Raw genomic sequence first — 23809 nt, 5'->3', positions numbered from 1 at the left:
TTGGCTCCCTCTCCCGCTGGCGGGAGAGGGTTGGGGTGAGGGTGGAGCCTTCATTCGGAGGCACTGTGCGTAACCGCCGCTGCACCACCCTCACCCTAGCCCTCTCCCGCCAGCGGGAGAGGGGACTTGCAGCCCACAGCTTAGTTGAACGTCTTCCCCGCCGCCGCCAGCTTCGCCAGCAAAGCCGCCGGCTCCCAGAACCCTGGCGCCGACAGCGGATTCTTCGCGAACTCGCGGCAGCGCGCGGCGACCTGGTCCAGGCCCTGCAGGTCGGCGTAGAGCATCGGGCCGCCCAGGTGCAGCGGGAAGCCGTAGCCGTTGAGATACATCATGTCGATGTCGGAGGCGCGCAGGGCGATGCCTTCCTCGACGATGCGCGCGCCCTCGTTGACCAGGGCATAGACCAGGCGCTCGACGATCTCGCTGTCGGGGATCGCGCGACGCTGCACGCCCAGTTCCTGCGACACGCCGAGGATGATCTGCTCGACCTCGGGATCGGGGTGGGCGTTGCGGTCGCCCGGCTGGTAGGCGTACCAGCCCTTGCCGGTCTTCTGGCCGTAGCGGCCCAGTTCGCAGACGCGGTCGGCGATCAGGCTGGGGCGCATGTCCGGGTGCTCGGCGTAGTGGCGCTTGCGGATGTACCAGCCGACGTCGTTGCCGGCCAGGTCGCTCATGCGGAACGGGCCCATGGCGAAGCCCAGCTGCTCGACGGCGCCGTCGACCTGCTGCGGCAGCGCGCCCTCCTCCAGCAGCACCATCGCCTCGGCGCTGTACTTGTTGATCATGCGGTTGCCGACGAAGCCGTCGCAGACGCCGGCCACCACCGGCAGCTTGCGGATCCTGCGGCCCAGCTGCATCACGGTGGCCATCACGTCCTTGGCGGTCTGCTTGCCGCGCACCACTTCCAGCAGGCGCATGACGTTGGCCGGCGAGAAGAAGTGCAGGCCGACCACGTCCTGCGGGCGCCGGGTGAACAGGGCAATGCGGTCCAGGTCCAGGGTCGAGGTGTTGCTGGCCAGGATCGCGCCCGGCTTCATGACGGCGTCGAGCTTCTCGAACACCGCCTGCTTGACGTTCATGTCCTCGAACACCGCCTCGATGACGATGTCGGCCTGCGCCAGGTCGGCATAGTCCAGCGTCGGCTGGATCAGGGCCATGCGCTGGTCCAGCTTCTCCTGCGTCAGCTTGCCCTTCCTGACCTGGTTCTCGTAGTTCTTGCGGATCACGCCCAGGCCGCGGTCCAGCGCCTCCTGCTTCATCTCCAGGATGCGCACCGGGATGCCGACGTTGGCGAAGTTCATGGCGATGCCGCCGCCCATGGTGCCGGCGCCGATCACTGCCGCGCTGTCGATCGGGCGCAGCGGGGTGCTGTCGGGGATGTCGGGAATCTTGGCAGCGGCGCGCTCGCCGAAGAAGGCGTGACGCAGGGCGCGCGACTCGGGGCCATTGAGCAGGAACTCGAAGCCCTTGCGCTCCACTTCCATGCCTTCGTCGAAGGATTTGGTGGCGGCCGCCTCGATGCACTCCAGGCACTTGAGCGGCGCCGGCAGGCGGCCGGCCTGCCTGGCCACCTGCGCGCGCGCGGCGGCGAAGAAGGCGGCGGCGTCGGGCTGGCTGATCTCGCGGTCACGCACGCGCGGCAGCGGGCGGGCAGCGGCCAGCTTGCGGGCGAAGGCCAGGGCTCCGGCGAGGAGGTCGCCGGAAATCATCTCGTCGAACAGCGCGGTGCCGGCGAGCTTGTCCGCCGGCACCATGTCGCCGCCCACCACCATTTCCAGCGCGGTCTGCACGCCGACCAGGCGCGGCAGGCGCTGCGTGCCGCCGCCGCCGGGCAGCAGGCCCAGCTTCACCTCGGGCAGGGCGATCTGCGCGTCGGCCAGGGCCACGCGGTAGTGGCAGCCCAGGGCCAGTTCCAGGCCGCCGCCGAGGCAGACGCCCGAGATCGCGGCCACCACCGGCTTCTCCATGGCCTCGAGTCTGACGAGGATGTCGTGCAGGTTCGGCGTGGCCAGCATCAGCGGGCTGTTGAACTCGCGGATGTCGGCGCCGCCGGAGAAGGCCTTGGGCGTGCCGGTCAGGACGATGGCCTTGATCGCAGGGTCCTGCGCGGCCTGCTGCAGGCCGGCGGCGATGCCCTCGCGCAGCGGCAGGCCCAGGCCGTTGACCGGCGGGCTGTTCATCGAGATGACGGCGATGTCGCCGTCGCTGCGGTAGTCGCAGACGGACATGGGGCTCTCCTGATTGGGCTTGTTCTGGATTCTGGAGACTAGCGGGGGGTGGCATCATCATTCAAATGAATGATATTGATCCCCGCCAATAAGAATGGCTCATTGTTTGTCCGCGAGACCCGCAGGTTTGCCATCGACCGGATTGATGGCGACGGATTCATACAATTCATTGGCTTGATGGGCGGGTGGGGCCCTATGCTGCGGCCCGCAATCCGGAGGAGACCCATGGACCTGAATTTCACGGCCGCGGACGAGGCTTTCCGCGGCGAAGCCCGCGCATTCATCGACAGCAAGCTGCCCGCAGACCTGCGCGACAAGGTGCTGGAAGGCAAGCGCCTGCAGAAGGACGACTACTTCCGCTGGCATGTGGCGCTGCACGAGCAGGGCTGGGTGGCGGCCAACTGGCCGCAGGAATTCGGCGGCCCGGGCTGGAACGCGGCGCAGCAGCACATCTTCGAGGAGGAATGCGCCGACGCCGGCGCGCCGATCCTCTCGCCCTTCGGCCTGCGCATGGTCGCCCCGGTGATCATGGCTTTTGCCAGCCCGGCACAGCAGCAGTACTACCTGCCGCGCATCCGCAGCGGCGAGCACTGGTGGTGCCAGGGCTATTCCGAGCCGGGCTCGGGCTCCGACCTGGCCTCGCTGCGCACCCGCGCCGAGCGCGTCGGCGACAAGTACATCGTCAACGGCCAGAAGACCTGGACCACGCTGGGCCACCACGCCAACTGGATCTTCTGCCTGGTGCGCACCAATGCCGAGGCGCGCAAGCAGGAGGGCATCTCCTTCCTGCTGATCGACATGAACACGCCGGGCATCACCGTGCGCCCGATCATCATGATCGACGGCGAGCACGAGGTGAACGAGGTCTGGTTCGAGAACGTCGAGGTGCCGGTGGGCAACCTGATCGGCGAGGAGAACAAGGGCTGGACCTACGCCAAGTACCTGCTGGGCCACGAGCGCACCAACATCGCCGAGGTCGGCCGCTCCAAGCGCCGCCTCAAGCGCCTGAAGGAGATCGCGGCGCAGCAGCCCGGCTCCGACGGCAGGCCGCTGCTGCAGGACGTCCGCTTCCGCGACCGCATCGCGCAGGTGGAGATCGAGCTGATGGCGCTGGAGATCACCAACCTGCGCGTGATCGCCGCCGACATGGAGAAGCGCGCGCCGGGGCCCGAGGCCTCGCTGCTGAAGATCCGCGGCTCGGAGATCCAGCAGACCCTGACCGAGCTGATGATGCAGGCCCTGGGCCACGACGCCCTGCCCCTGCAGCATGCCGCGATGGACTACGGCTACGACGGCGAGCTGACCGGCCCCGACTACGGCGTGCCGCTGTCGGGCCAGTACTTCAACTTCCGCAAGACCACGATCTACGGCGGCTCCAACGAGATCCAGCGCAACATCATCTCCAAGATGATCCTGGGATTCTGATATGAACTTCAATTTCAGCGAAGAACAGCAGCAGCTGCGCGACACCCTCGACCGCTACGTGCGCAAGGACTACGGCTTCGAGAAGCGCCGCGGCATCATCCATTCCACGGAAGGCTGGAGCCGCGAGGTCTGGGCGCAGCTGGCCGACCTGGGCGTGCTGTCCGTGGGCCTGCCGGAAGAACACGGCGGCCTCGGCGGCGGCCCCTTCGACACCCTGCTGGTGATGGAATCCCTGGGCCGCGGCATGGTGGTGGAACCCTACGTCGCCACCGTGGTGCTGTGCGCCGGACTGGTCGCGCGCGCCGGCAGCGAGGCGCAGCAGGCCGCGCTGCTGCCGGGCGTGGCCTCCGGCGAAACCCGCCTGGCGCTGGCGCATCACGAGCGCGGCGGCCGCTACGACCTGTCGCGCATCGAGACCGCCGCGCGCCGCGACGGCGATGCCTGGGTCCTCAACGGCCACAAGAGCGTGGTGCTGCACGGCGCCGCCGCCGACCAGCTGCTGGTCTCGGCAAAGACCGCCGCGGGCATCTCGCTGTTCCTGGTCGATGCGAAAGCCCCTGGCGTCTCGCGCCGCGACACCCCGGCGCAGGACGGCCACCGCGTCGCCGAAGTGACGCTGAAAGACGTGCGCGTCGGCAGCGATGCGCTGGTCGGCGCCGAGGGCGCCGCCCTGCCGCAGATCGAACTGGCCCTGGACCACGCCATCGCCGCGCTCTGCGCCGAGGCCGTGGGTGCCATGGGCTCATTGATCGAAGCCACCGTCACCTACCTGAAGACGCGCAAGCAGTTCGGCGTGCCGATCGGCAGCTTCCAGGCCCTGCAGCACCGCGCCGTGGAGATGTACCTGCACGCCGAGCAGGCGCGCTCGATGAGCTACCTCGCCGCCGACAAGCTCGGCGCCACCGACCCCGCCGAACGCCGCCGCGCGATCTCCGGCGCCAAGGTGCTGGTCGGCAACGCCGCGCGCTACGTCGGCCAGCAGGCGGTGCAGCTGCACGGCGGCATCGGCGTGACCGACGAGCTGGCCGTGGGGCACTACTTCAAGCGCCTGACGATGATCACGCTGCTGTTTGGGGATGTGGATCATCATGTGGCGCAGTTTGGCGAGGCGATGACGGCGTAAAAAATTAGCTGCGCTGCCTTTGTCTCCCAATGGCTGGTTGAGTCCGTAGGGCGGGTCTTGACCCGCCCTTGCTGCTCAGGCAATCCCCGCCACGGCTTGCTCCACACCTGTCCCGCGCTTCTCGGCATCTGCCTGCGAACGCTCCTTGATGCGGGCGTAAGCCTTCGGCAGGAACCGGCGGGCCAGGCTGTTGACGCGCTTTTCGACAAGGGCCGGCAGTTTTACGCCGAGTGGATTGGTTTCGGCGGCGCTCTGGTCGGAGATCACCCGCGTGCCCATGATGTAGTCGAACCACGGGCGCGTCACGCACCAGTTGGCGTCCTGGTTGGCATTCATGTGGTGGTCGTGGTGCCAGGGAATGTGCTTCCGGGCGTATTCCGGATCGAGATGGGCCTTGGAATGCGTCGACCAGTAGTTCCAGGCGCTGTAGTAGACGCCCAGCACGAAGAACGGCGCGACGGGGGCGAAAGGAGTCGCGACGGTGGCGATACCGATCAGCGCTACCTTCTCGTTGAACATTTCCTGATCGCGCCACATCGAGTTGCGGTAGCCCTCGTCGTGGAAACCGTTCAGGCGTGCGCGCTTGTGGTGCCGGATATGCGTGAAGAAGGGCGCGTTGCGATGCCTGGACGGATACTCATGCAGCCAAGCCTTGTGGGCGTACCACTCGAAGGCGTTGGCGGTGAGCAGGGCAATGGGAAAGCCGATCATGACGATATCTCCAGTGGGGCGTTCAGCGGGCGTCGATCACTCGCTGCGACTGACGGTTTCGCAGTCGATGTACTCGATGTAACCCGCGCCCGCGTGCGCCCGTTGGCGGAACTGGCCTTCAAAGCGATAGCAGGCGACGTAGCCGCGGCCATGCCCGAAACGCCAGGGGCTGTCGATCGTGCAGCGGATATCCAGCACGGGTTCACCGCCCTCGCGCACGCTCCAGGAGAAGGTTTTCGGCAGGCGCATGGTCCTGCCATCCGGTGCGATCGCGAGATCGTCCTGATACTCCGTCACCTGGAATATGACGTCCCGCACATACACCTCCGCGTCACCTTTCAGCGCGCGGACGTGGACGCCCTTGAAACCGGTCTTGCCGAGCGCGCGCACATCGGTCAGGAGCAATTGCGTGGATTCGTCGAGATTAATGATCTGGTAGGTGAAGAAGTCCGCGGGCAGCTTCCAGCGCTCGGGAAGCACCCGATCGATCAGCACGTGCGGGCTGGCGCTGCGGGCATATTCGAAGGTGCAGAGGCTGTCGATCGGTGTCGTCTTGCCGGCATGCGTGATCTCGCCGGAACACCTGGCCAGCAGGCTGAGATGATCATAGACGGCGTTGCGCACGAACCATGACACCGTATCGGTGCATTCCACGGTGATGTCCAAGCGGAAATCCCCGTAGGCGACCCTGACCTGATAGCGGGGATAGACGCCGCTGATTTCCAGGTCGTCGCCAAATGCCACCAGCGAGCCGTCCTCGCGGGTCTGGCACTCCCTCGCGATCGAATAGGCACGGTAGTGATGTGCCGAATCCGCGGCCGTCGAGGACAGGAAGGTCGCGGTGTCGCGCGGATGCCCCCTGATCAGATAGTCGTTGTCGAACATCACGGCGCCGGGCGTGCCCAGCATGGTCATGATGTTGCAGTACTTGTGCGGCGCCGGAAGGCCGGGCAGGAAGACGCCGAAATGGGTCATGCCATAGCGTTTTGACCCCGTGTTCGGACGCATCATCTCCGGCTGGCGAAAGGGCTTCCCGGACGCCTCGACGGCACTGTCCAGGAGGGGCAATACGACGCCGGTCACGAAGCGGGAAAGCCATGACATGGCCGCGTTGGTGCCGGCCGGAGGTAGGGGATGCTGGTTCATAGGGGAATCTCCTGAGTCTTATGCGAAGTCGGTTGCCGCTGGCGCAAGGAGCTGTTCGGCCCTGGCGCCCAGATTCCGCAGGGAGGCTTCCGATTCACGTGCAATGCGCCTTTTCAGGAGCAGATGATTCGTCCACTGCATCAGCAGGCCCGACATCCGGTATTCCAGCGTGCGCACAAACTGCGTGCCGCCGGCGGTGGCATGGCATTCATAGGTGAGCTGCAGCGTGAGCCCGTGGCGGTTGCCTTGCGCCCGCGCCTGCCAACGTTGGCCGGGGATGTATTCGATGACCTCCCAGTGCAGGTGCCCGGGGCGTCCGCCAGCCTCTATGTCCTCCTCGAAGCAAGTGCCTGCGGGCAGTGGGCCAGCGGGTCCGTCTACCGATAGCGAGGAGGGATGCCATTCCGGCCAGCGCGTAGCCGAAGCCGCGTAGGCCAGCACCTGCTCCGGCGCTCGCGCGATTTCAATGTGGTGCCGCATGACCGTCATGGTTGAGCCGCCTGGTGTTTGTGGTGGCCGAAACGCGGCCAGACCTTGTAGCGCGGGTGCATGCCGGCACGAGGGGTCGCAGGAAAGGCGAATCGCAGGAGCACGTCGATACCATTGATCACTGTCACGTTGACGTCAGGTTACTCAGCGAAGGATTATTTATCTAATTGATATTTGTTATGGGGATTATTCATGATCCAGAATTTGCGCCAGTTGGATCTGAATCTGCTGCTCGTGTTCGACGCCCTGATGCAGGAGCAGAACCTGTCGCGGGCCGCCAAGAGGCTGCATATGAGCCAGCCTGCAGTGAGCAACGCCCTGGCCCGTTTGCGTCAACAACTGGGCGAGCCGCTGTTCCAGCGCACGGCGCGCGGCATGGTGCCGACTCCGCAGGCCCAGGCGCTGTACGGCCCGGTGCGTCAGGCCCTGCATCTGCTGCAGGTCGGGCTGGGACCACAGGCGACCTTTGATCCGCAGGCCGAACACGTCTTCCGCTTGTCGATGAACGACTACGCGCAGACCCGCTTGTTGCCGGGCCTGCTGGCACGGCTCCAGGAGCAGGCGCCACGGGTCGTGTTATCGGTGTCCCCCGATGACGCGGACTCCCTGCCGAAGCGGCTGGAACGAGGGGAGCTGGACCTGGCCCTGGACTACCTGCATTTCGACAATGCCGACCTGCGGTATCAGTCGCTGATGGAGGAGCAGTTGGTGGTCATTGGGCGTGCCGGGCACCTGGCGTTCGACGGCGGGCTGACCCGGAAGGGCTACGAGGACAGTGCGCATGTCTCGCTGCTCACGCGAGCCAACCGTGGCTCGCCGCTGGAGATCGTGTTGGGCTCATCGAGAATCCGTCGCCGGGTGCAGGTCTACGTACCGCATTTCCTGACCATCCCGGCCATCGTGGCGCAGTCCGATCTGCTCGGGACGGTGCCGCGCCCGATGGCTGAGCATTTTGCCAGGCTCTATGCCTTGCAGATCTCCGCCCTGCCCGTGGAGATGCCGGGGGTGCAGGTCAGCCTGATCTGGCACAAACAACAGGAGTTGGCGGTCGGCTTGCGCTGGCTGCGGGAGCAGATCACTCAGGTGGCGGCATTGATCTGAAGCCGGGGCTTTCAGTGTCAATTTGATCGATGGTGGCACTAATTTGGAAACACCCTCTTTGACGTATATCAAAGAGAAGTAACTCGCCCTTGGGCGAAATAAACCTCTAGGGAACCACGGCTTCTGACCGGCGTAGTCGCCGGCACCACCGAACCCAAGGACGCCCGGATCAGCAACCAGGTCGCGAGCAAGCTCGCTCCTACGATCTCACCAAGGGGAGCGCACTAAAGGGCGTGGCACGTCCCTCGATACACCGCTACGCGGCACTCGGGATGAACGGTTCGGTTGGTGGGTGCGGCGTCAGCGCTTGTCCGATGGTGATTCCAGAGATGAACGCTGTCGCGCCAGGGCTTCCGCCGCAGCCGCCGGCTCCATGAAGCGGGTATCTGCCGCCCTCACCGGACCTTGCCGGTCGCGCTCGAAATCCCGCGGCGCAGCAGCGGAATCGCGACGCCGCTCGCGCGAATAGGGATGCGCGCCGCGCACACGTTCGCGCCTCATCGCAAACCTCCGGCAGCAGGCTTCTCCGGCACCTTTGCGCCCTTCTTTCGCGCCTCGGACAGGCCGATGGCGATGGCCTGGCGGCGGCTGCGCACGATGCCGCCCTTGCCGCCCGGACCGCTCCTGAGCGTGCCGCGCTTGCGTCGGCGCATGGCGCTGGCGACGGCCTTCGAAGCCGCCTTGCCGTAGCGGCGCTTGCCGGTGGGTTTCTTCGTTGCTGCCATGTTCTTCTCCTTTGGCTGGCCGCAAGCCGCGGCCTCTGGTGACGGGAACGAGCGGCGTTCCCGGGCTACCCGGCGACGAAGCCCATGAGGGCAAAGCGCCGCTGCGGGTCCAGCCACAGCCATGCTCCATGACCAGCCGGCGGACGCCGCCATCCTGGCGGGGCGGGGCCGGCAGCGGATCAATGCTTGCCGGGACCGGTGCGGGTCGGGCTGACGCGCGCCGGCGGATCGGAGGCCGGGAAGCTGTCGTCGAGCGCGTCGTCGAGCGCGTCGTCGAGCGCGTCGGCCCTGCCGCCCTTGCGCGCCGCCTCCTGCTTGCTGCGCTGCGCCGGCTTGGCCGCGCCATGCTTTTCCGTCAGGTCGGCATTGGCATCCAGGCGGCGCTCGAGTTCGATCTTGCTCGCGCCGGGGCCGAGATTCTGTTGATGGGCCATGGGGTTCTCATCCTTGAGTCGCGACAGGCTTGCCGCACTACTCCGACCCCCTTCGAGAAAGCGAGTTCAGGCGGCGATACCGTGCATCGCGCAACGGCGATGCCCGATACCCTTGCAATCTGCCAGCCGCTGCAAGCCGCCGCCCGAGCCGCCGGCAGCAATGACCGCAATCAGGCCGCGACCGCCTCTTCCAGCTCCGCCAGGCCGTCCTCGATGTGGTCGAGGATGCGCTGCAGGCTCGGCAGGGTGCGGCGGCAGCCGATCAGGCCGAAATCGACGAAGTCGTGGCGGCTGATGACGGTGATGTTGAAGGCGAAGCCGTCGATGATCAGCGAGGCCGGATACATGCCGTCGAGCTTGCAGCCCTGCCAGTACATGTCCTGGCGCGGTCCGGGCACATGCGAGATCACCAGGTTCGCGGGCACGCGCTCGCGCGACAGGCCGGAGAGCATGCTCAGCGCGCCCGGCACCATCTGCGCCACGGCGTAGGCCTGCAGCTCGGCGGGGCTGAGCTGCTTGAAGCGGGCCTTGCTGTAGTCCATGCAGGCCTTGATCGCCTGCAGGCGATCCAGCGGATCGGACAGGTGCGTGGCGAGGTTGACCATGGCGAAGGCGATCTCGTTGCCGGAATCGCCGTCGTCGCGGCGGATCGAGACCGGCACCACCGCGACCAGCGGCTGCTCCGGCAGCGCATCCATCTCCAGCAGGTAGCTGCGCAGCGCGGCGGAGCAGACCGCCAGCACCACGTCGTTGATGGTGCCGCCCATCGCCGCCGCCACGTTGCGGAAGCGCGGCGTGGCATAGGACTGCGCGGCAAAGCGCCGGGAGGCGGTGATCGGCTGGTTGAGCAGGCAGCGCGGCGCCTGGGTGCTGGTGACCACGTCGGGGTTGCCGTGGCGACGGTCCTGCCAGGTCTGCTTGAGGTGGTTGAAGACATTGGGCACCGCCGACAGGCCACCGCGGCTCAGGCCCGACAGCACGCCCAGCGGGCTGGTGGCGACGCCGGACACGGGCATGGCGGGCTCGCGCCGGCGCGGCGCCATCTCCCAGGTGGGCGGCATGCGCGCCGATTCCAGCGGGTCTTCCGACATCGACTTCATGATCAGTCGCATGGCCGCCACGCCGTCCACCACCGAGTGGTGGATCTTGAAGAACACGGCGATGCGCCCATCCTCGAGGCCCTCGATCAGGTACATGCGCCACAGCGGGTAGGCACGGTCGAGATGCTGGGCATGTACGCGCGAACACATCGCCAGCAGCTCACGGATGCGGCCCGGCTTGGGCAGGGCCAGGTGCACCAGGTGCTGGTTGATGTCGAAGGTGGAATCGCTCTCCCAGAAGGCCAGCCCGAAGCGGCTCATCGGCCGCAGGTTGAAAGGCTTGGCGGCCTGCGCCGACTGCAGCAGCCGCTGCGCCAGCTGCGCCGCGAAGTCCGGCGGCGCGCCCTCCGGCGGCTTGAGCATCATCAGGCCGCCGACGTGCAGCGGCATGTGCCGGCGCTCCATCAGCAGGAAGGCGGTATCGGTGGGTGACAGGCGCTGCACTTGAGCTCTCCTCGCTTTTGTTTGGGCGAAGCCCTCGCAAATGGCGAGCCAAGAATGCCACCTTATGGTGCACGCGCCATGACGAATAACTGACCACGCGTTTAGTACGCGGCGGTGTGGCCTGATTTGAGAACGACAGGCCCTAACGCTTGGCCAGGAACACGTCCTCGATGATGTCGCGCACCCGCTCGCTGGCCACCATGCTCACGCCCAGCTTGTCGGCGCTTTCCAGCGCCGCCGTCAGGTCCTTGCGGCCCAGCGCGCCGAACAGGCCGAAGGCCTTTTCCAGCATCTCCGGGCCGCGGGCCGCCATGCCGTCGCGGTTGGCCAGGAAGGCTTCCATCTGCGGCGTCACCACGCCGTTGGCGCGGCCGACCTCGATCAGCATTTCCACCGTCAGGCCGCCGGCCCGCGCCAGCCGCGAGGCCTCGTCGATGGCTGCGAAGGCGGCATAGGTCATGATGTTGTTGCACAGCTTCAGCGTGATGCCGGCACCGGTGTCGCCGGCGTGGACCTGCTTGTTGCTGGAGGTGGCGAATACCGGCTTGCAGCGTTCGAACAGCTCGTCACTGGCGCCGACCATGTAGCACAGGCGCGCGTCTTCGGCGCCGCTGGCACCGCCGGTGATCGGCGCATCCACCAGGTGGATGCCGCGCATCGTGGCATGCCGCGCCCAGCGCATCATCGCCTCGTGGGTGACGGTGCTGTGCACCGCGATCACGCTGTCGGGTTGCGCCTGCTCCAGCAGGCCGCGGCCGCTGCCGGCACAGCCGTAGAGCAGCTGCTCCACGTCGATGGTGTCGCGCACGCAGATGCCGATGTGGCGGCATTCGCGCGCCAGCTCCGACGCCGTGCTGGCGCGGCGCGCGCCCAGCTCCACCAGTTCGGCCACCGGGCCCACGGCAACGTCGTGCACCCAGACCGGCTCGCCCAGCTTCAGCAGGTGCTTGGCGATGGGCTTGCCGATGTTGCCGAGGCCGATGAACCCGACGCTCATTTGACTTCGTTCTCCAGCAGCTTGGGCGTAAGCATCTGCGGCCGCACTTCCATGAATTCCACGGCGACGCCGGCAGGGAATTCGAAGCAGCCGGCGATGGCCTCGCCGATGACGTCGGCGGTGGTCATGCCGTCGAACTTCGGGCCTTTCTCCAGCCAGGCGCCCATGGCCTCGGGCAACGCGGCCGGATCGAAATTGGCGATGCTGCCGGTGGCTACCGCGCCGGGGCTGAACACCGTCACCAGGACGCCGTCCTTCTTCACTTCCTCGCGCAGCTCCTGGCTGAACTTGTCCATCGCCGCCTTGGAGGCCGAGTACAGCGCCAGGTGCGCGAACTCGTTGTCGTGGCGCACGGTGGCGGAAGAGATGTTGACGATGCGGCCGCCGCCGGTCTTGCGCAGGCGCGGGATCGCCAGCTGGCAGGCGAACACGGTGGCGAGGAAGTTCACGTCGACCATCTTGCGCACTTCCGCCTCGGGCATCAGCTCGATGCGGCGCGCGAACTGGAAGCCGGCGTTGTTGATGATGCCGTCGATGCGGCCCCACTTCGCGATCACCGCGTCCAGTGCCTTTTCCACGCCGGCCTTGTCGCAGACGTCGACCGCGGCGGTGAACACCTGGTCCGCCGGCAGCTGCGCTGCGGCCTCTTGCAGCCCGGCTTCGCCCCGCGCCAGCAGCGCCACCCTGGCGCCGCGCGACGCCAGCACCTGGGCGGTGGCAAAGCCGATGCCCTTGGAGGCGCCGGTGACCACGATCACCTGGCCCTTCACTTTCGATTGCATTCTTGTTTTCTCCCCAGTAGCAATATTCACCGATTCACCGCGGAGGCGCTAGGATCTGTCGCCAGTTCCCTGGTCGCTGTGACGGAGGCCGCTTTGGTGCAGGGCAATGTCCCGAGGCGCGCGGTGTACTGAGCGTACATAAGCGACTCGGGACGCCGCCATGCGCCAAAGCGGTCCCGCCCTTTGGGTGCGCCCGCATTTGTGGCCATGATGTGCGACTTGTTGTTCATTCCAGCCCACCAAACACCCGTCTCGAACTCTGCGTGGCCGCAAATGCGGGGGCATCACAGCGATCGGGGAATTGGTGACAGACCCTAGGCCCGCATCAGCGAGCCGCCGTCGACATTGAGGATCACGCCGGTGACCCAGCTGGCGTCGTCCGACAGCAGGTAGGCCAGGGCCTTGGCCAGGTCTTCCGGCGTGCCCAGGCGCCCCAGGGGCATCTGCGAGATCATGCCCTGCAGGTATTCCTCCGGCACCTTGGCGCGCAGCGCCGGGGTATCCGTGGGGCCGGGGGCGATGCCGTTGACGCGGATGCCGCGCGGACCCAGCTCGCGCGCCAGCACGCAGGTGATGCCATTGATCGCCAGCTTGGTGAAGGAGTAGTAGTCGTAGTGCATCCAGGCCGCGGTGGAGGACTGGTTGACGATCACACCGCCCTTGGGCATGTGCGGCGCGGCGGCGCGGGTCATGACCACGGCGCCGAGCATGTTCACGGCGATGACCTTGTTGAGATAGGCCAGGTCCACCGTCATCAGCGGGTTGAAGTCGAGGTTGCCGAACATTGCGGCGTTGTTGACCAGGTAGTGGATCTCGCCCCAGCGCTGGGCCACGTCCTTGACCAGGGTGGCGGCGGAGACTTCGCTGGAGACGTCCACCGGGGCGAAGATGGCGGTGCCGCCGGCCTTGCCGATCTCCTCGACCACGCGCTGGCCCTGGGCGGCGTTGATGTCGGCGACCACGACCTTACAGCCGCGTGCGGCGAGTTCCTTGGCATAGCCTTCGCCGATGCCCTGGCCGGCACCGGTGATGATGGCGACTTTGTCTTTGAAGCTCATGTGATTCTCCTGGATGTTTTTTCTGTCCCCTCTCCCGCTTGCGGGAGAGGGTGCCCGAAGGGCGGGAGAGGGGTTCTGTAGAACTTGATGGCGTTACAGAAACCCTCTCCTCGGCAATTGCTCCATGCATTGCCCTACCTCGGGCATCCATGCCCTCGCCTGCCCCTCTCCCGCAAGCGGGAGAGGGAACAGAATCTCTTCAGCTACCCGCCTGGTCCGCCGGCAGGTGCACGGTGATGCCCTGCATCTCCTCGGTGACCGTGACCTGGCAACCCAGGCGGCTGTTGGGCTGGCGGTGCGTGACCGACTCCAGCGTGCCCAGCTCGCCCGCCGCGGGCTCCGGCAGCTTGTCCTGCCACTCCGGCGGGATGTAGCAGTGGCAGGTGGAGCAGGAGCAGATGCCGCCGCACATGCCGATGACGCCGGGCACCATGTTCAGCGTGGCGCCCTCCATCAGGTTCATGTGCGGGTCCACGTCGACGGTATGCGCCGTGCCGTTGTGCTCGATGAATGTGACTGCGACCATGATGTGTTCTCTGGTGAATCAGGCGGGAATCGCGACGGTCTTGGTCTCGAGGTATTCCTCGAAACCCTGCACGCCCATCTCGCGGCCGATGCCGCTCTGCTTGTAGCCGCCGAAGGGCGAGTCCGGGGCGAAGAAGTTGGCGCCGTTGACGTTCAGGGTGCCGGTGCGGATCTTGCGCGCCAGGCGCAGCGCGCGCTGCGGATCGGCGGAGTAGATCGAGCCCGACAGGCCGTAGATGGAGTCGTTGGCGATGCGCGCGGCGTCCTCGTCGTCCTTGTAGGAGATGGCGACCAGCACGGGGCCGAAGATCTCCTCCTGGGCGATGCGCATGTCGTTGGTCACGTCGGCGAACAGCGTGGGTTCCACGAAGTAGCCCTGGTCCAGCCCCGCCGGCTTGCCGCCACCGCAGACCAGGCGCGCGCCCTCGCGCTTGCCGGTCTCGATGTAGTCCAGCACGCGCTGCTGCTGCTTCGCGCTGATCAGCGGGCCCATGATCTGCTGTTCGCGGAACTGGTCGCCCGGCTGCACGTAGCCGAACATCGCTTTCAGGGTCTGCACGCCTTCCTCGTAGCGCGATTCCGGCAGCAGGATGCGCGTGGTGATGGCGCAGCCCTGGCCGGCGTGGTAGCAGACCGCCAGGCCCGACAGCAGCGCGGTGCTGAAGTCGGCGTCATCGAGGATGATGTTGGCGGACTTGCCGCCCAGTTCCAGGAACACTCGCTTCAGGGTGCCGGCGGCGCTGGCCATGATGCGGCGGCCGGTCTGCGTGGAGCCGGTGAAGGAGACGATGTCGATGCGCGGATCGGCCACCAGCTTCTCGCCGATGGCGGCAGGGTCCGAGGACGTCAGCACGTTGAAGACGCCGGGCGGGATGTCGGTCTTCTCGGCCACCACCTTGCCGATGATGGTCGCGGTCCAGGGTGTGTCGGGCGCCGACTTCAGCACCACGGTGCAGCCGGCGGCCAGCGCCGGCGCGACCTTGGCCATGTTGATCTGGAACGGGAAGTTCCAGGGCGAGATCGCGGCAACCACGCCGCCGGCTTCCTTCCACACCAGGCGCTTGCTCGGCACGCCCATGGTGTTGGTGACCGGCAGCTCCTGCTCCCAGTCGTAGCGGTCGAGCAGCTCGATGACGTAGTCGAGGATGCCGATGGGGCCATCACCCTGGGGACCGTTCGCGGTGATCGCCATCGGCGCGCCGACCTCTGCGACGGCCTGTGCGCGCAGCGTCTCGGCCTCTGCACGCAGGCCGTCGCGCAACTGCGTCAGGCACCTCTTGCGCAGCGCGCGGTTGGTGGACCAGTCGCTGGTGTCGAAGGCGCGGCGCGCGGCGGCGATCGCGGCCTCGGCGTCGTCCAGCCCGGCGTCGGCGACGTGGCCGATCACCTCGCCGGTGGCGGGATTGATGTTGGCGTAGCGCTTGCCGGACTTCGCTTCCACCAGCTTGCCGTCGATCAGCAACCGCGGCTCGCCGATGCCGGCGGTGTTTTCAGAACTACCCATGTGCAGTCTCCAAGGCCGGCGGTGGCCGGAACAGGTAAAGGCGTGCCAGCAGCAGCGTGAACAGCAGCAGCCACAGGCCGTTGTAGGTGTAGACCTGGCCCAGCTTCGCGCCGCTGGCTGGCCAGCTCAGCGTCGCCTGGGTGAGATAGAAGAACATCGCGTAGGCCATCATCCCGGACATGAAGGTGGCCAGCGCCCGGTAGCGCGGACTCTCCTGGCGACCGCGGGCGAATACGGCCAGCGACAGCAGGTAGAACCAGCCGAAGAACCAGGTATCGAACTCATTGAGCAGGCGCAGCCACAGCGGCGCCCGGGCATAGACCGGCTCCACCTCGACATAGCCCAGCCAGGCGCGGCCGATGACGCTGTCCGAGCACTCGCCCTGCGGCCCCTGCGCCAGCCCCTCCCAGCCGCAGCCGAGCAGGAACAGCGGCATGTAGACCAGCGCCGTGAACGCGGCGAAGGCGAACAGCGCCATCAGCACCCGGTCCAGCATTCGCAACATGGTCCCTGCCTCCTCCGGTCCTGGCGGCGCGGTCGTGGCCGGCGCCTATAAACATTGCTCTCAAAATGTTTATGCAGACTATCGGAGGGCTCCCGGCGCCTCAATACGCCGAATGGGCGATACCTGACGGGCGGTGTTCCCCCCACACTCGCGCCATCGCATCAGTTCCGGGAGAACGGCAGTGGCGAAGTGGGAATGCACGATTTGCGGCATGGTTTACGACGAAGCGAAGGGCGACCCGGAGCATGGCATCGCCGCCGGCACGCGCTGGGAAGACGTTCCGGACGACTGGACCTGCCCGGACTGCGGGGCGACCAAGGACACCTTCGAGAAAATTGGCTGACCGGGGCGGCCACCGGCCGCCCCCGCTGTACCAGCACCTGCGAGGAGAAAGCATGGGCGAGAGCAAGGCCGACCACGGCCGCCGCGGTTTCCTGAAGCAACTGGGCATGGCGGCCGCCGGCGCGGCCGCCTTTGGCGCCGAGGCGGCCACCCCCAAGCCGCGCAAGGACGTGCGCCGCTGGGACGCCAGCACCGACCTGCTGGTGATGGGCTCCGGTGCCGGCGGCATCTCCGCGGCGCTGGAGGCACGCCGCGCCGGCATCTCCACGATGGTGCTGGAAAAGTTCCATGTGCCCGGTGGCTCCTCGAGCCTGTCCGGCGGCGTCTGCTACCTGGGCGGCGGCACGGCGCTGCAGAAGGCGCTGGGCTTCACCGACACTGTGGACGACATGTACCGCTACATGATGGCGGCCAGCGGCCTGTACGCGGACGAGCGCAAGATCCGCCTGTATTGCGAAGGCAGCGTCGCGCACTTCGACTGGCTGGTCGAGAACGGCGTGCACTACGCGCAGAAGTTCTCCGCGGAAAAAGAGATCTCGATCCCCGACGGCTCGCTGTACTACTGCGGCAGCGAACTGGTGCATCCCTATCGCGAGGTCGCAAAGCCGGCGCCGCGCGGCCACGTACCGCCCTCGCCGCACCTGATCGGCGGCCGCGACCTGATGAAGGCCCTGACCAGGGCCGCGGTGGATGCCGGCGCGCAGCTGAAGCTGCGCAGTTCCGCCGAGCGCCTGATCGTGGAAAGCGACGGCAGCATCTCCGGCGCGGTGGTGACCGACGAGAACGGCAAGCCGCTCAACATCCGCGCGCGCCGCGGCGTGTTGCTGGCCGCCGGCGGCTTCATCCACAACCGCGCGATGCTGGAGCGCTTCGCCCCCGAACTGGCACGCTGCTCGGTGCCCTGGGGACGTGCCGGCGACCTCGGCCAGGGCATCCTCATGGGCATGGCGGTGGGCGGCGCGGTGCAGCGCATGCACCACGGCTTCGTGATCCTGCCGATGTACCCGCCTGAGACCATCCTCAACGGCATCCTGGTGAACTCGCGTGCGCAGCGCTTCGTGCCGGAGGACGGCTACTACGGCCTGGTGGGTCATGAGATCGCCTTCAAGCAGGACGACGGCGTGGCGTACATGATCGTCGACAAGGCCCATGCCTTCGCCTGGAAGGACTTCCGCTTCAACGTCGCGGCCGAAGCACCGACCATCGCCGAACTCGAAGGCAAGCTGAGGCTGCCCGAGGGCGCGCTGGTGCAGACCGTGGACTACTACAACCGCCACGCGAAGGACCAGCGCGATCCGTTGCTGCACAAGGCGGAGAAATACCTGGCGCCGCTGAAGGACGCGCCCTTCGTCGCCTACGACGTCGGCCTGAAGAACACCTTCATGCCGGTGCACACCTTCGGCGGCCTGCAGACCAATACCGAGGCCCAGGTGATCAATGCCTGGGGCGATCCCATCCCCGGCCTCTATGCCAGCGGCCGCACTTCCGCCGGCCTGCCGGTGGCGCCCTACATCGGCAGCGGTGTGTCGATCGGCGACGGCACCTTCTTCGGCCGCCGCGCGGCGCGCCACGCCGCCGGGAGGAAAGCATGAAGCGCATCCTTGCTGCCGCCGCACTGCTGGGTCTGTCCGCCACCGCCGCCGCCGAACCGCCGCAGGGCGACGCCGAGCGTGGCCGCCTGACGTTCGGCCAGTGCCGTACCTGCCATTACCCCGAGAAGACCTACGGCGACCACAACGGCCCCAACCTCTACGGCATCTTCGGCCGCAAGGCCGGCTCGCTGCCGAGCTATGCCTATTATTCGGATGAAATGAAGAAGGCCGGCTTCGACTGGACACCGGAGCTGCTCGACTTCTGGCTGGCCAACCAGGGCAAGTTCCTGCCCAACAGCACAATGGTGGTGTTCGAGACCACGCCGCAGCAGCGTGCCGACATCATCGCCTACCTGAAGCAGTTCAGGGATTGAGGAAAGCGCTTGACCTCAACTTAGCTTGAGGTATTAGCATCGCTCTCCATGTTGGCAACCCATGGAGACGGCGGCGATGGACGACAGGATACGGCTGGGGCTGATCTACGGCAGCACGCGCAAGGGTCGGCTCTGCGACACGGTGGCGAACTGGGTGACGGCGCAGGTCCGCGAGCACCCGGGCTTCGAACTGGAGGCGATCGACCCGCTGCGGCTGCCGCATGACGCCGATGGCAGGCTGGATGCGGATCACCTGGAGGCCTGCATCACGCGCAACGATGCCTTCATCGTGGTGACACCGGAGTACAACCATGGCTACCCGGCGCCGCTGAAGGAACTGCTCGACGCGGCCTACGAGCCCTGGCAGGCCAAGCCGGTGGCCTTCGTCTCCTATGGCGGCGTCTCCGGCGGCCTGCGAGCGGTGGAGCAGCTGCGCCAAGTGTTCGCCGAGCTGGATGCCGTGGGTCTGCGCGAGACCGTCAGCTTCACCGAAATCTGGGAGCAGTTCAGTGCCGCGGGCGAGTTGCGCTCGCCGGATCGGGCACGGCGTTCCATGGGTAAGCTGCTGACGCGCCTGCAGTGGTGGGCCGCCAGCCTGCGCGACGCCCGGCGCAAGCGGCCGCTGCAACAGGCGGCATAGAGATGTAGATATCCCTACGGAACGGCGACCAGATATCCACAGGTCCTGTGGACAACGCTGTGGACCGTTGCCGGCAGGCCCGGCAAATACGCATTTTTCCGGAGATGAACAAAAAATGACCGTCATGCGACAGCCGCGGAGGGCCTGTTAGAATCCCTGCGCGCCGCCTGGCCCGGAATGATTTCCCCATGTCCCCGAAACCGCACACCCCGCTCAATCCGCTGCAATCCCTGATCTTCTCCTCGCGCTGGATGCAGCTGCCGCTGTACCTGGGCCTGATCGTCGCACAGGGCGTCTATGTCATCCTGTTCTGCAAGGAACTCTGGCACCTGACGCATGGCGCCTTCGAGCTCAACGAGCAGCAGGTCATGCTGATCGTGCTGGCGCTGATCGATGTGGTGATGATCTCCAACCTGCTGATCATGGTGATCGTCGGCGGCTATGAAACCTTCGTCTCGCGCCTGAACCTGCAGGGCCACCCGGACCAGCCGGAATGGCTCAGCCACGTCAACGCCTCGGTGCTGAAGGTCAAGCTGGCGATGGCGATCATCGGCATCTCCTCGATCCACCTGCTGAAGACCTTCATCGAGGCCGGCCAGCTGGGCGCCCTGCCGCCCTGCCTCACCGCCGCCGCCGGTGTGCGCTGTTCCACCGTGACCGAGACCGGCGTGATGTGGCAGACCATCATCCACATGGCCTTCATCATCTCGGCGATCGGCATTGCCTGGACCGACAAGCTGATGGGCGCGACGGCGAGCAACAACAAGACGGCGCACTGAGCTGATGCTTTGTAGGAGCGGCTGTTAGCCGCGATCGGGGCCTGGTGGCCATGCGACCCTTGATCGCGGCTGACAGCCGCTCCTACAAAAGATTTCTTTCGCCCAAACCGGTCATCTTCTCGCTGAGCGTCCACAGCTCTTTTGCCGCCGCGTCATCCTCGGCCCAGGGCTTGGGCCGGATCGGCCTGCAGTCGTAGTAGTACTTGCCGCTGACACCCTCCACCTCCGGCGCGGTCGCGAGATGGATCGACGAACTCGCGCCGCGCTCCGGTGTGCGGAAGAACGGCCGCAGCAGCGCGGTGACGAAGCGCGCCCAGGCCGCGTTCTGCGTCCCCAGCCCGGTGCCGACGGCGCCCGGGTGCAGGCAGTTGGCGGTGACGCCGCTGCCCTGCAGCTGCCGCGACAGCTCGCGGTTCCACAGCAGGTTGCAGAGCTTGGAATGCCCGTAGGCCGGAAAGGCGCGGTAGCCGCTGCGCTCGAAGGCCAGGTCGTCCAGCTGCAGGCGCTTGATGAAAGCGTGAGCCCCCGAGGAGACACTGACGATGCGCGCCGGCGCACTTTCGACAAGGCGAGGCCGCAGCAGCTGGGTCAGCAGGAAGTAACCGAGGTGGTTGACCGCGAACATCTCCTCGATGCCGTCCGGTGTGCGGCGCAGGCGGGTGTTGATCAGGCCGGCGTTGTTGACCAGCACCTGCAGCGGCTTGCCGGTGGCGAGGAACTCCGCGGCGACGCGGCGGATGTCCTGCTGGCTCGACAGGTCGCCGACCAGCAGATGCAGGCGGTTATTGCCGGTTTCCCGGGAAAGCTCCTGCAGCAGGGCTTCGCCCTTGGCGCGGTTGCGCACCAGCACGAACACTTCCGCACCCTTGGCCGCCAGGGCCTTGGCGGTGGCGCGGCCGATGCCGCTGCTGGCGCCGGTGACGAGGCAGACTTTGTTGTGCATGGGGGACTCCTGATCAGTAGCCGATCCGTTCATGGCGAGTACCGCCGCGCAGCGTCGCGTATCGAGCCACGGCGCGCGCCTCGATACACCGGCCGGTCATCCCGAGTGACCCGCCATGGCGGGTTGTATCGAGGGGCGCGGCACTCGGGATGAACGGTAGGGTGATTGTTGCCGGAAGGAAAAAGGGCCGGGATTTCTCCCGGCCCTTCGTTTTGTTGCTTGCTGTTACTTGTTCCCTTCTTTCTCCAGCATGCTCGCCATGCCCGGCTTCGGCGCGGCAGGCGCGGCGCCCGGCGCCGGACGCGGCGGCATGCGCGGCATGCCGACGAAGCCGATCGCGAACTGCTCTTCCATGGTCTTCACCTGGTCCTCGGTGTAGCCCATGCCGCCGAGGATTTCCTTGGTGTGCTCGCCAACCAGCAGCGGGCGACCCTGGATCACGCCGGGGGTGTCGGACAGGCTCACCAGCAGGCCGATCTGGTCGAGCTTGCCGACCACCGGGTGCGGGTAGGACACGGTCCACTGGCGCTTCTGGAACTCGGCGTTGTCGTGCAGCTTGCGCGAGAACTCGGCATCGACCACTTCCACCGGCACGCCGGCGGCATCGAGCTTGCCGAACCAGCTGGCGGCCGTATCGCCGGCCAGCACGTCGGCGACGATCTTCGCCAACTCCGCATCGTTCTTCGTGCGGGCTTCGAACGTGGCGAAGCGCGCGTCGGTGACCAGCTCGGGCTTGCCGATGACGGCGAACAGCTCGTCCCAGTGCGACTGCTCCACCAGCACGAAGCACAGCCAGCCGTCCTTCGTGTTGTACAGGCGATGGCCAGCGGAATAGCCGACCTGGTCGCCGCCGATGCGCGGGCGCTCGAAGCCCTTGCCGTCCGGCGTGGCGACGGCGTAGCTGGTGTTGAGCAGCGCGGCGTTGATGATCGAGGTGTCGACGAACTGGCCTTCGCCGCTACGGTCGCGGTGGTAGATCGCGTTGACGATAGCCACGGCGGACAGGAAGCCGTTGCCGGTATCGCCGAAGCTGGTGAAGCTCCACAGCGGACGGCCGACTTCGCCGTTGTAGCCGGCGCGGCCCATGCCGCCGTCCTCGTACTGGATGCCGGACAGGCAGGCGCCGGTCTGGTCGTTGCCCGGCAGGCCGGCGCGCACGCCGCGCTCGAAGCCGCGGGTGTGGCAGTAGATCAGCTTCGGGTTGATCTGCTTGAGGGACTCGTAGTCGATCTTCAGGCGCTCTGCGGCGTCGTAGCGCATGTTGTGCTGCACCACGTCGGCCTGCTTGACCAGATCCAGCAGGATCTTCATCGCGCGCGGGTCCTTCAGGTTCAGCGTGATGCTCTTCTTGCCGCGGTTGGCCATGTAGGCGATGTGCACGCGGTGCCAGAAGAGATCGAACAGGCCGTTGACCTTGATCACCGTGGCGCCGAGGTCGCTGAGCAGCTGCGTGCCGAAGGGGCCGGCGATGGCCAGGCCCAGGTCGAGCACGGTGATGCCTTCCAGCGGCGCCTTGAGCTTCTTGCCATTGGCAACCGCGGTGGCGGCCCTGGCCTCGGCGATGATCTTCGCAGCCTCGGCCTTCACTTCGGCCGTGTTCGCGCCCGGCTTGACCGGCGCGGTGCCGGGCTTGCCCTGGGTCTTGCTCATGTTGAAGGCATTGCCGACGGTGCGGATCGTGCCCAGCTCGGGATCATGGGTTTCGGTCGCGCAGCCGTCCTCGAGGAAGGCCGGGTCGGCCAGCGATTCCTCGATGCTGCGCACCGGCTGCATCGTCATCTCGGCGGTGGCGGCGGCATCCACCCAGTCCTTGACCGGGAACTTGGCGACGGCCTCGGCCAGGATCGGCTGGTAATGCGACATCACCAGGATTTCCTCGGGGCCGGTGCCGAAGCGGTCGGGATCGTTCTGGACCGTGAGGTCCGGCGAGGCATTGAGCGTGTCGCCCTCGGCGGCCTGCAGGATGAAGCGCGGGTTCGGCACCCAGTTGTGCAGCCACTTGCCGTCCTTGGCCTGGAAGTGGCCCTTGGGCGAGCGGTTGCCGAGGATCCAGGTGTCGAAGCCCGGGGCGTCGATCTTCTCGGCGCGCTGCCAGACACCGGCAGCGCCGGCGAAGGCGCCCTGCAGCAATGAAGTTTCCACCCACTGGCCCTTGCCGGTGATTTCACGCGCACGCAGCGCGGCGGAAATGCCGAGGCTGGCGGTGAAGAACGCACCCAGGCTGGGCCAGTGCGAGGCCACGAACAGCGGGCCCTCGCGCGCGGCGCCCTGCACCCAGTCCTGCGGGATCTCGAGATCCGGATAGGGATCGGGCTCGCCGTTCATGTGGTTGAGCGCGCCTTCCGCCCAGCCGCGCTGCTCGTGCATCAGGCCCGTGCGGGCCTGCACCAGTGCGTCGTAGGCCGGACGGTTGCTCAACTCGTTGTCACGGCCGTAGCCGGTGATGGAGCAGTACACCAGGCGCGGGTTGAGTGCGCTCAGGGTCTTGTAGTCGATACCGAGCTTGTCGGTGGTGCCGGGCGAGTAGGACTCCACCAGCACGTCGGCGGTCTGCGCCAGTGCCAGGAAGGTCTTCTTGTCGTCGGCATTCTTCAGGTCGAGGATCGCGCTGCGCTTGCCGCGCTGCCAGACCTTGTAGCCCAGCTGGTTGCGGAAGGGATCGCCGCCCGGCGGTTCGATCTTGGTGACCTCAGCGCCGTTGTCCGCCAGCAGCATCGTGGCCATCGGGCCCGCGATACCCCAGGTCAGGTCCAGCACTTTCAGTTTCTCGAGAACTCCAGCCATGTCCGCTCCTTAAGTCTTGCGAAATTCGATCTAAAGCTTGTTTGCCGCGGATCACGCG

Annotated in this window: 23 protein-coding genes and 1 pseudogene; 8 read left to right on the top strand and 16 right to left on the bottom strand. The window is 66.7% G+C overall.

The genetic code is table 11. From position 1 onward, the window contains the following. Positions 1-140: 140 nt before the first annotated feature. A complete protein-coding gene (locus D0B54_RS05500) occupies positions 141-2228 on the bottom strand; it encodes a 3-hydroxyacyl-CoA dehydrogenase NAD-binding domain-containing protein (RefSeq protein ID WP_117289951.1) in 2088 nt (695 codons plus the stop codon). 225 nt (positions 2229-2453) lie between these two features. On the opposite strand from D0B54_RS05500, the gene D0B54_RS05495 reads away from it, so the two are divergent. Both D0B54_RS05495 and D0B54_RS05490 read left to right on the top strand, forming a co-directional pair. Beyond that, entirely contained in the window at positions 2454-3653 is a 1200-nt protein-coding gene (locus D0B54_RS05495) for an acyl-CoA dehydrogenase family protein (RefSeq protein WP_117289949.1), read from the top strand. A 1-nt stretch (position 3654) separates the two neighbouring features. Continuing rightward, positions 3655-4776, top strand: a complete 1122-nt coding sequence (locus D0B54_RS05490; RefSeq protein ID WP_117289947.1) for an acyl-CoA dehydrogenase family protein — start codon at positions 3655-3657, stop codon at positions 4774-4776. A gap of 75 nt (positions 4777-4851) precedes the next feature. On the opposite strand, the gene D0B54_RS05485 is transcribed toward D0B54_RS05490, so the two are convergent. The 3 genes and pseudogenes from D0B54_RS05485 to D0B54_RS05475 all read right to left on the bottom strand — a co-directional run. Beyond that, positions 4852-5487, bottom strand: a complete 636-nt coding sequence (locus D0B54_RS05485) for a sterol desaturase family protein (RefSeq protein ID WP_117289945.1) — start codon at positions 5485-5487, stop codon at positions 4852-4854. A 36-nt stretch (positions 5488-5523) separates the two neighbouring features. Next, on the bottom strand, positions 5524-6633 hold the full coding sequence (locus D0B54_RS05480; protein ID WP_117289943.1) for a DUF6670 family protein: 1110 nt from the start codon (positions 6631-6633) through the stop codon (positions 5524-5526). A gap of 18 nt (positions 6634-6651) precedes the next feature. After that, positions 6652-7128: pseudogene (locus D0B54_RS05475) on the bottom strand (SRPBCC family protein); the annotation flags it as partial. 186 nt (positions 7129-7314) lie between these two features. Between D0B54_RS05475 and bsrA the strand changes: the two are divergent. Then, the gene (bsrA, locus tag D0B54_RS05470; RefSeq protein ID WP_117289939.1) at positions 7315-8223 is read left to right on the top strand and encodes a LysR family transcriptional regulator BsrA; all 909 of its coding nucleotides are present in this window, start codon (positions 7315-7317) and stop codon (positions 8221-8223) included. Positions 8224-8523: 300 nt separating this feature from the next. Here bsrA and D0B54_RS24180 read toward each other — a convergent pair whose 3' ends face one another. The 10 genes from D0B54_RS24180 to D0B54_RS05425 form a co-directional block, all read right to left on the bottom strand. Then, on the bottom strand, positions 8524-8724 hold the full coding sequence (locus D0B54_RS24180; protein ID WP_162932235.1) for a hypothetical protein: 201 nt from the start codon (positions 8722-8724) through the stop codon (positions 8524-8526). Further along, positions 8721-8948, bottom strand: a complete 228-nt coding sequence (locus D0B54_RS05465) for a DUF6496 domain-containing protein (RefSeq protein ID WP_117289937.1) — start codon at positions 8946-8948, stop codon at positions 8721-8723. The genes D0B54_RS24180 and D0B54_RS05465 overlap by 4 nt, the downstream gene beginning before the upstream one ends. 179 nt (positions 8949-9127) lie before the next feature. Then, the gene (locus D0B54_RS05460; RefSeq protein WP_205527283.1) at positions 9128-9382 is read right to left on the bottom strand and encodes a hypothetical protein; all 255 of its coding nucleotides are present in this window, start codon (positions 9380-9382) and stop codon (positions 9128-9130) included. A gap of 170 nt (positions 9383-9552) precedes the next feature. Next, positions 9553-10926: a WS/DGAT/MGAT family O-acyltransferase gene (locus D0B54_RS05455; protein ID WP_117289935.1), complete on the bottom strand. Its 1374-nt coding sequence runs from the start codon at positions 10924-10926 to the stop codon at positions 9553-9555. 142 nt (positions 10927-11068) lie between these two features. Next, a complete protein-coding gene (locus D0B54_RS05450; protein WP_117289934.1) occupies positions 11069-11923 on the bottom strand; it encodes an NAD(P)-dependent oxidoreductase in 855 nt (284 codons plus the stop codon). Further along, the gene (locus D0B54_RS05445; protein WP_117289932.1) at positions 11920-12705 is read right to left on the bottom strand and encodes an SDR family oxidoreductase; all 786 of its coding nucleotides are present in this window, start codon (positions 12703-12705) and stop codon (positions 11920-11922) included. The genes D0B54_RS05450 and D0B54_RS05445 overlap by 4 nt, the downstream gene beginning before the upstream one ends. Before the next feature lie 314 nt (positions 12706-13019). After that, the gene (locus D0B54_RS05440) at positions 13020-13763 is read right to left on the bottom strand and encodes an SDR family oxidoreductase (RefSeq protein WP_117289931.1); all 744 of its coding nucleotides are present in this window, start codon (positions 13761-13763) and stop codon (positions 13020-13022) included. Positions 13764-13962: 199 nt separating this feature from the next. Continuing rightward, positions 13963-14289, bottom strand: a complete 327-nt coding sequence (locus tag D0B54_RS05435; RefSeq protein ID WP_117289929.1) for a 2Fe-2S iron-sulfur cluster-binding protein — start codon at positions 14287-14289, stop codon at positions 13963-13965. Between the two features lie 18 nt (positions 14290-14307). Then, on the bottom strand, positions 14308-15792 hold the full coding sequence (locus D0B54_RS05430; RefSeq protein WP_117289927.1) for an aldehyde dehydrogenase family protein: 1485 nt from the start codon (positions 15790-15792) through the stop codon (positions 14308-14310). Continuing rightward, the gene (locus D0B54_RS05425; protein WP_162932234.1) at positions 15785-16297 is read right to left on the bottom strand and encodes a hypothetical protein; all 513 of its coding nucleotides are present in this window, start codon (positions 16295-16297) and stop codon (positions 15785-15787) included. The genes D0B54_RS05430 and D0B54_RS05425 overlap by 8 nt, the downstream gene beginning before the upstream one ends. Before the next feature lie 181 nt (positions 16298-16478). On the opposite strand from D0B54_RS05425, the gene D0B54_RS05420 reads away from it, so the two are divergent. The 5 genes from D0B54_RS05420 (at position 16479) to D0B54_RS05400 (ending at position 20024) form a co-directional block, all read left to right on the top strand. Then, positions 16479-16640 (top strand): rubredoxin, encoded by a 162-nt coding sequence (locus D0B54_RS05420; protein ID WP_117289923.1) that lies wholly within the window; start codon positions 16479-16481, stop codon positions 16638-16640. A 52-nt stretch (positions 16641-16692) separates the two neighbouring features. Beyond that, positions 16693-18231, top strand: coding sequence for an FAD-dependent oxidoreductase (locus tag D0B54_RS05415; protein WP_162932233.1), 1539 nt, complete (start codon positions 16693-16695; stop codon positions 18229-18231). Further along, complete coding sequence (locus tag D0B54_RS05410) at positions 18228-18605, top strand: c-type cytochrome (protein WP_117289919.1); 378 nt, start codon at positions 18228-18230, stop codon at positions 18603-18605. Before D0B54_RS05415 ends, D0B54_RS05410 begins: the two co-directional genes overlap by 4 nt. Positions 18606-18681: 76 nt before the next feature. Further along, positions 18682-19245 (top strand): NADPH-dependent FMN reductase, encoded by a 564-nt coding sequence (locus D0B54_RS05405; protein WP_117289917.1) that lies wholly within the window; start codon positions 18682-18684, stop codon positions 19243-19245. A 188-nt stretch (positions 19246-19433) separates the two neighbouring features. Then, entirely contained in the window at positions 19434-20024 is a 591-nt protein-coding gene (locus D0B54_RS05400; RefSeq protein WP_117289915.1) for a TIGR00645 family protein, read from the top strand. 82 nt (positions 20025-20106) lie between these two features. On the opposite strand, the gene D0B54_RS05395 is transcribed toward D0B54_RS05400, so the two are convergent. Next, a complete protein-coding gene (locus tag D0B54_RS05395; RefSeq protein ID WP_162932232.1) occupies positions 20107-20967 on the bottom strand; it encodes an SDR family oxidoreductase in 861 nt (286 codons plus the stop codon). A 225-nt stretch (positions 20968-21192) separates the two neighbouring features. Beyond that, positions 21193-23751, bottom strand: coding sequence for a CaiB/BaiF CoA transferase family protein (locus D0B54_RS05390; RefSeq protein ID WP_117289911.1), 2559 nt, complete (start codon positions 23749-23751; stop codon positions 21193-21195). Positions 23752-23809 lie beyond the last annotated feature (58 nt).

Source organism: Solimonas sp. K1W22B-7 (assembly GCF_003428335.1).
In the GTDB taxonomy this organism is placed as follows: Bacteria; Pseudomonadota; Gammaproteobacteria; order Nevskiales; family Nevskiaceae; genus Solimonas_A.
Note: the sequence above shows the minus strand (reverse complement) of the source record. Positions and strands in the feature narration are given on the sequence as shown.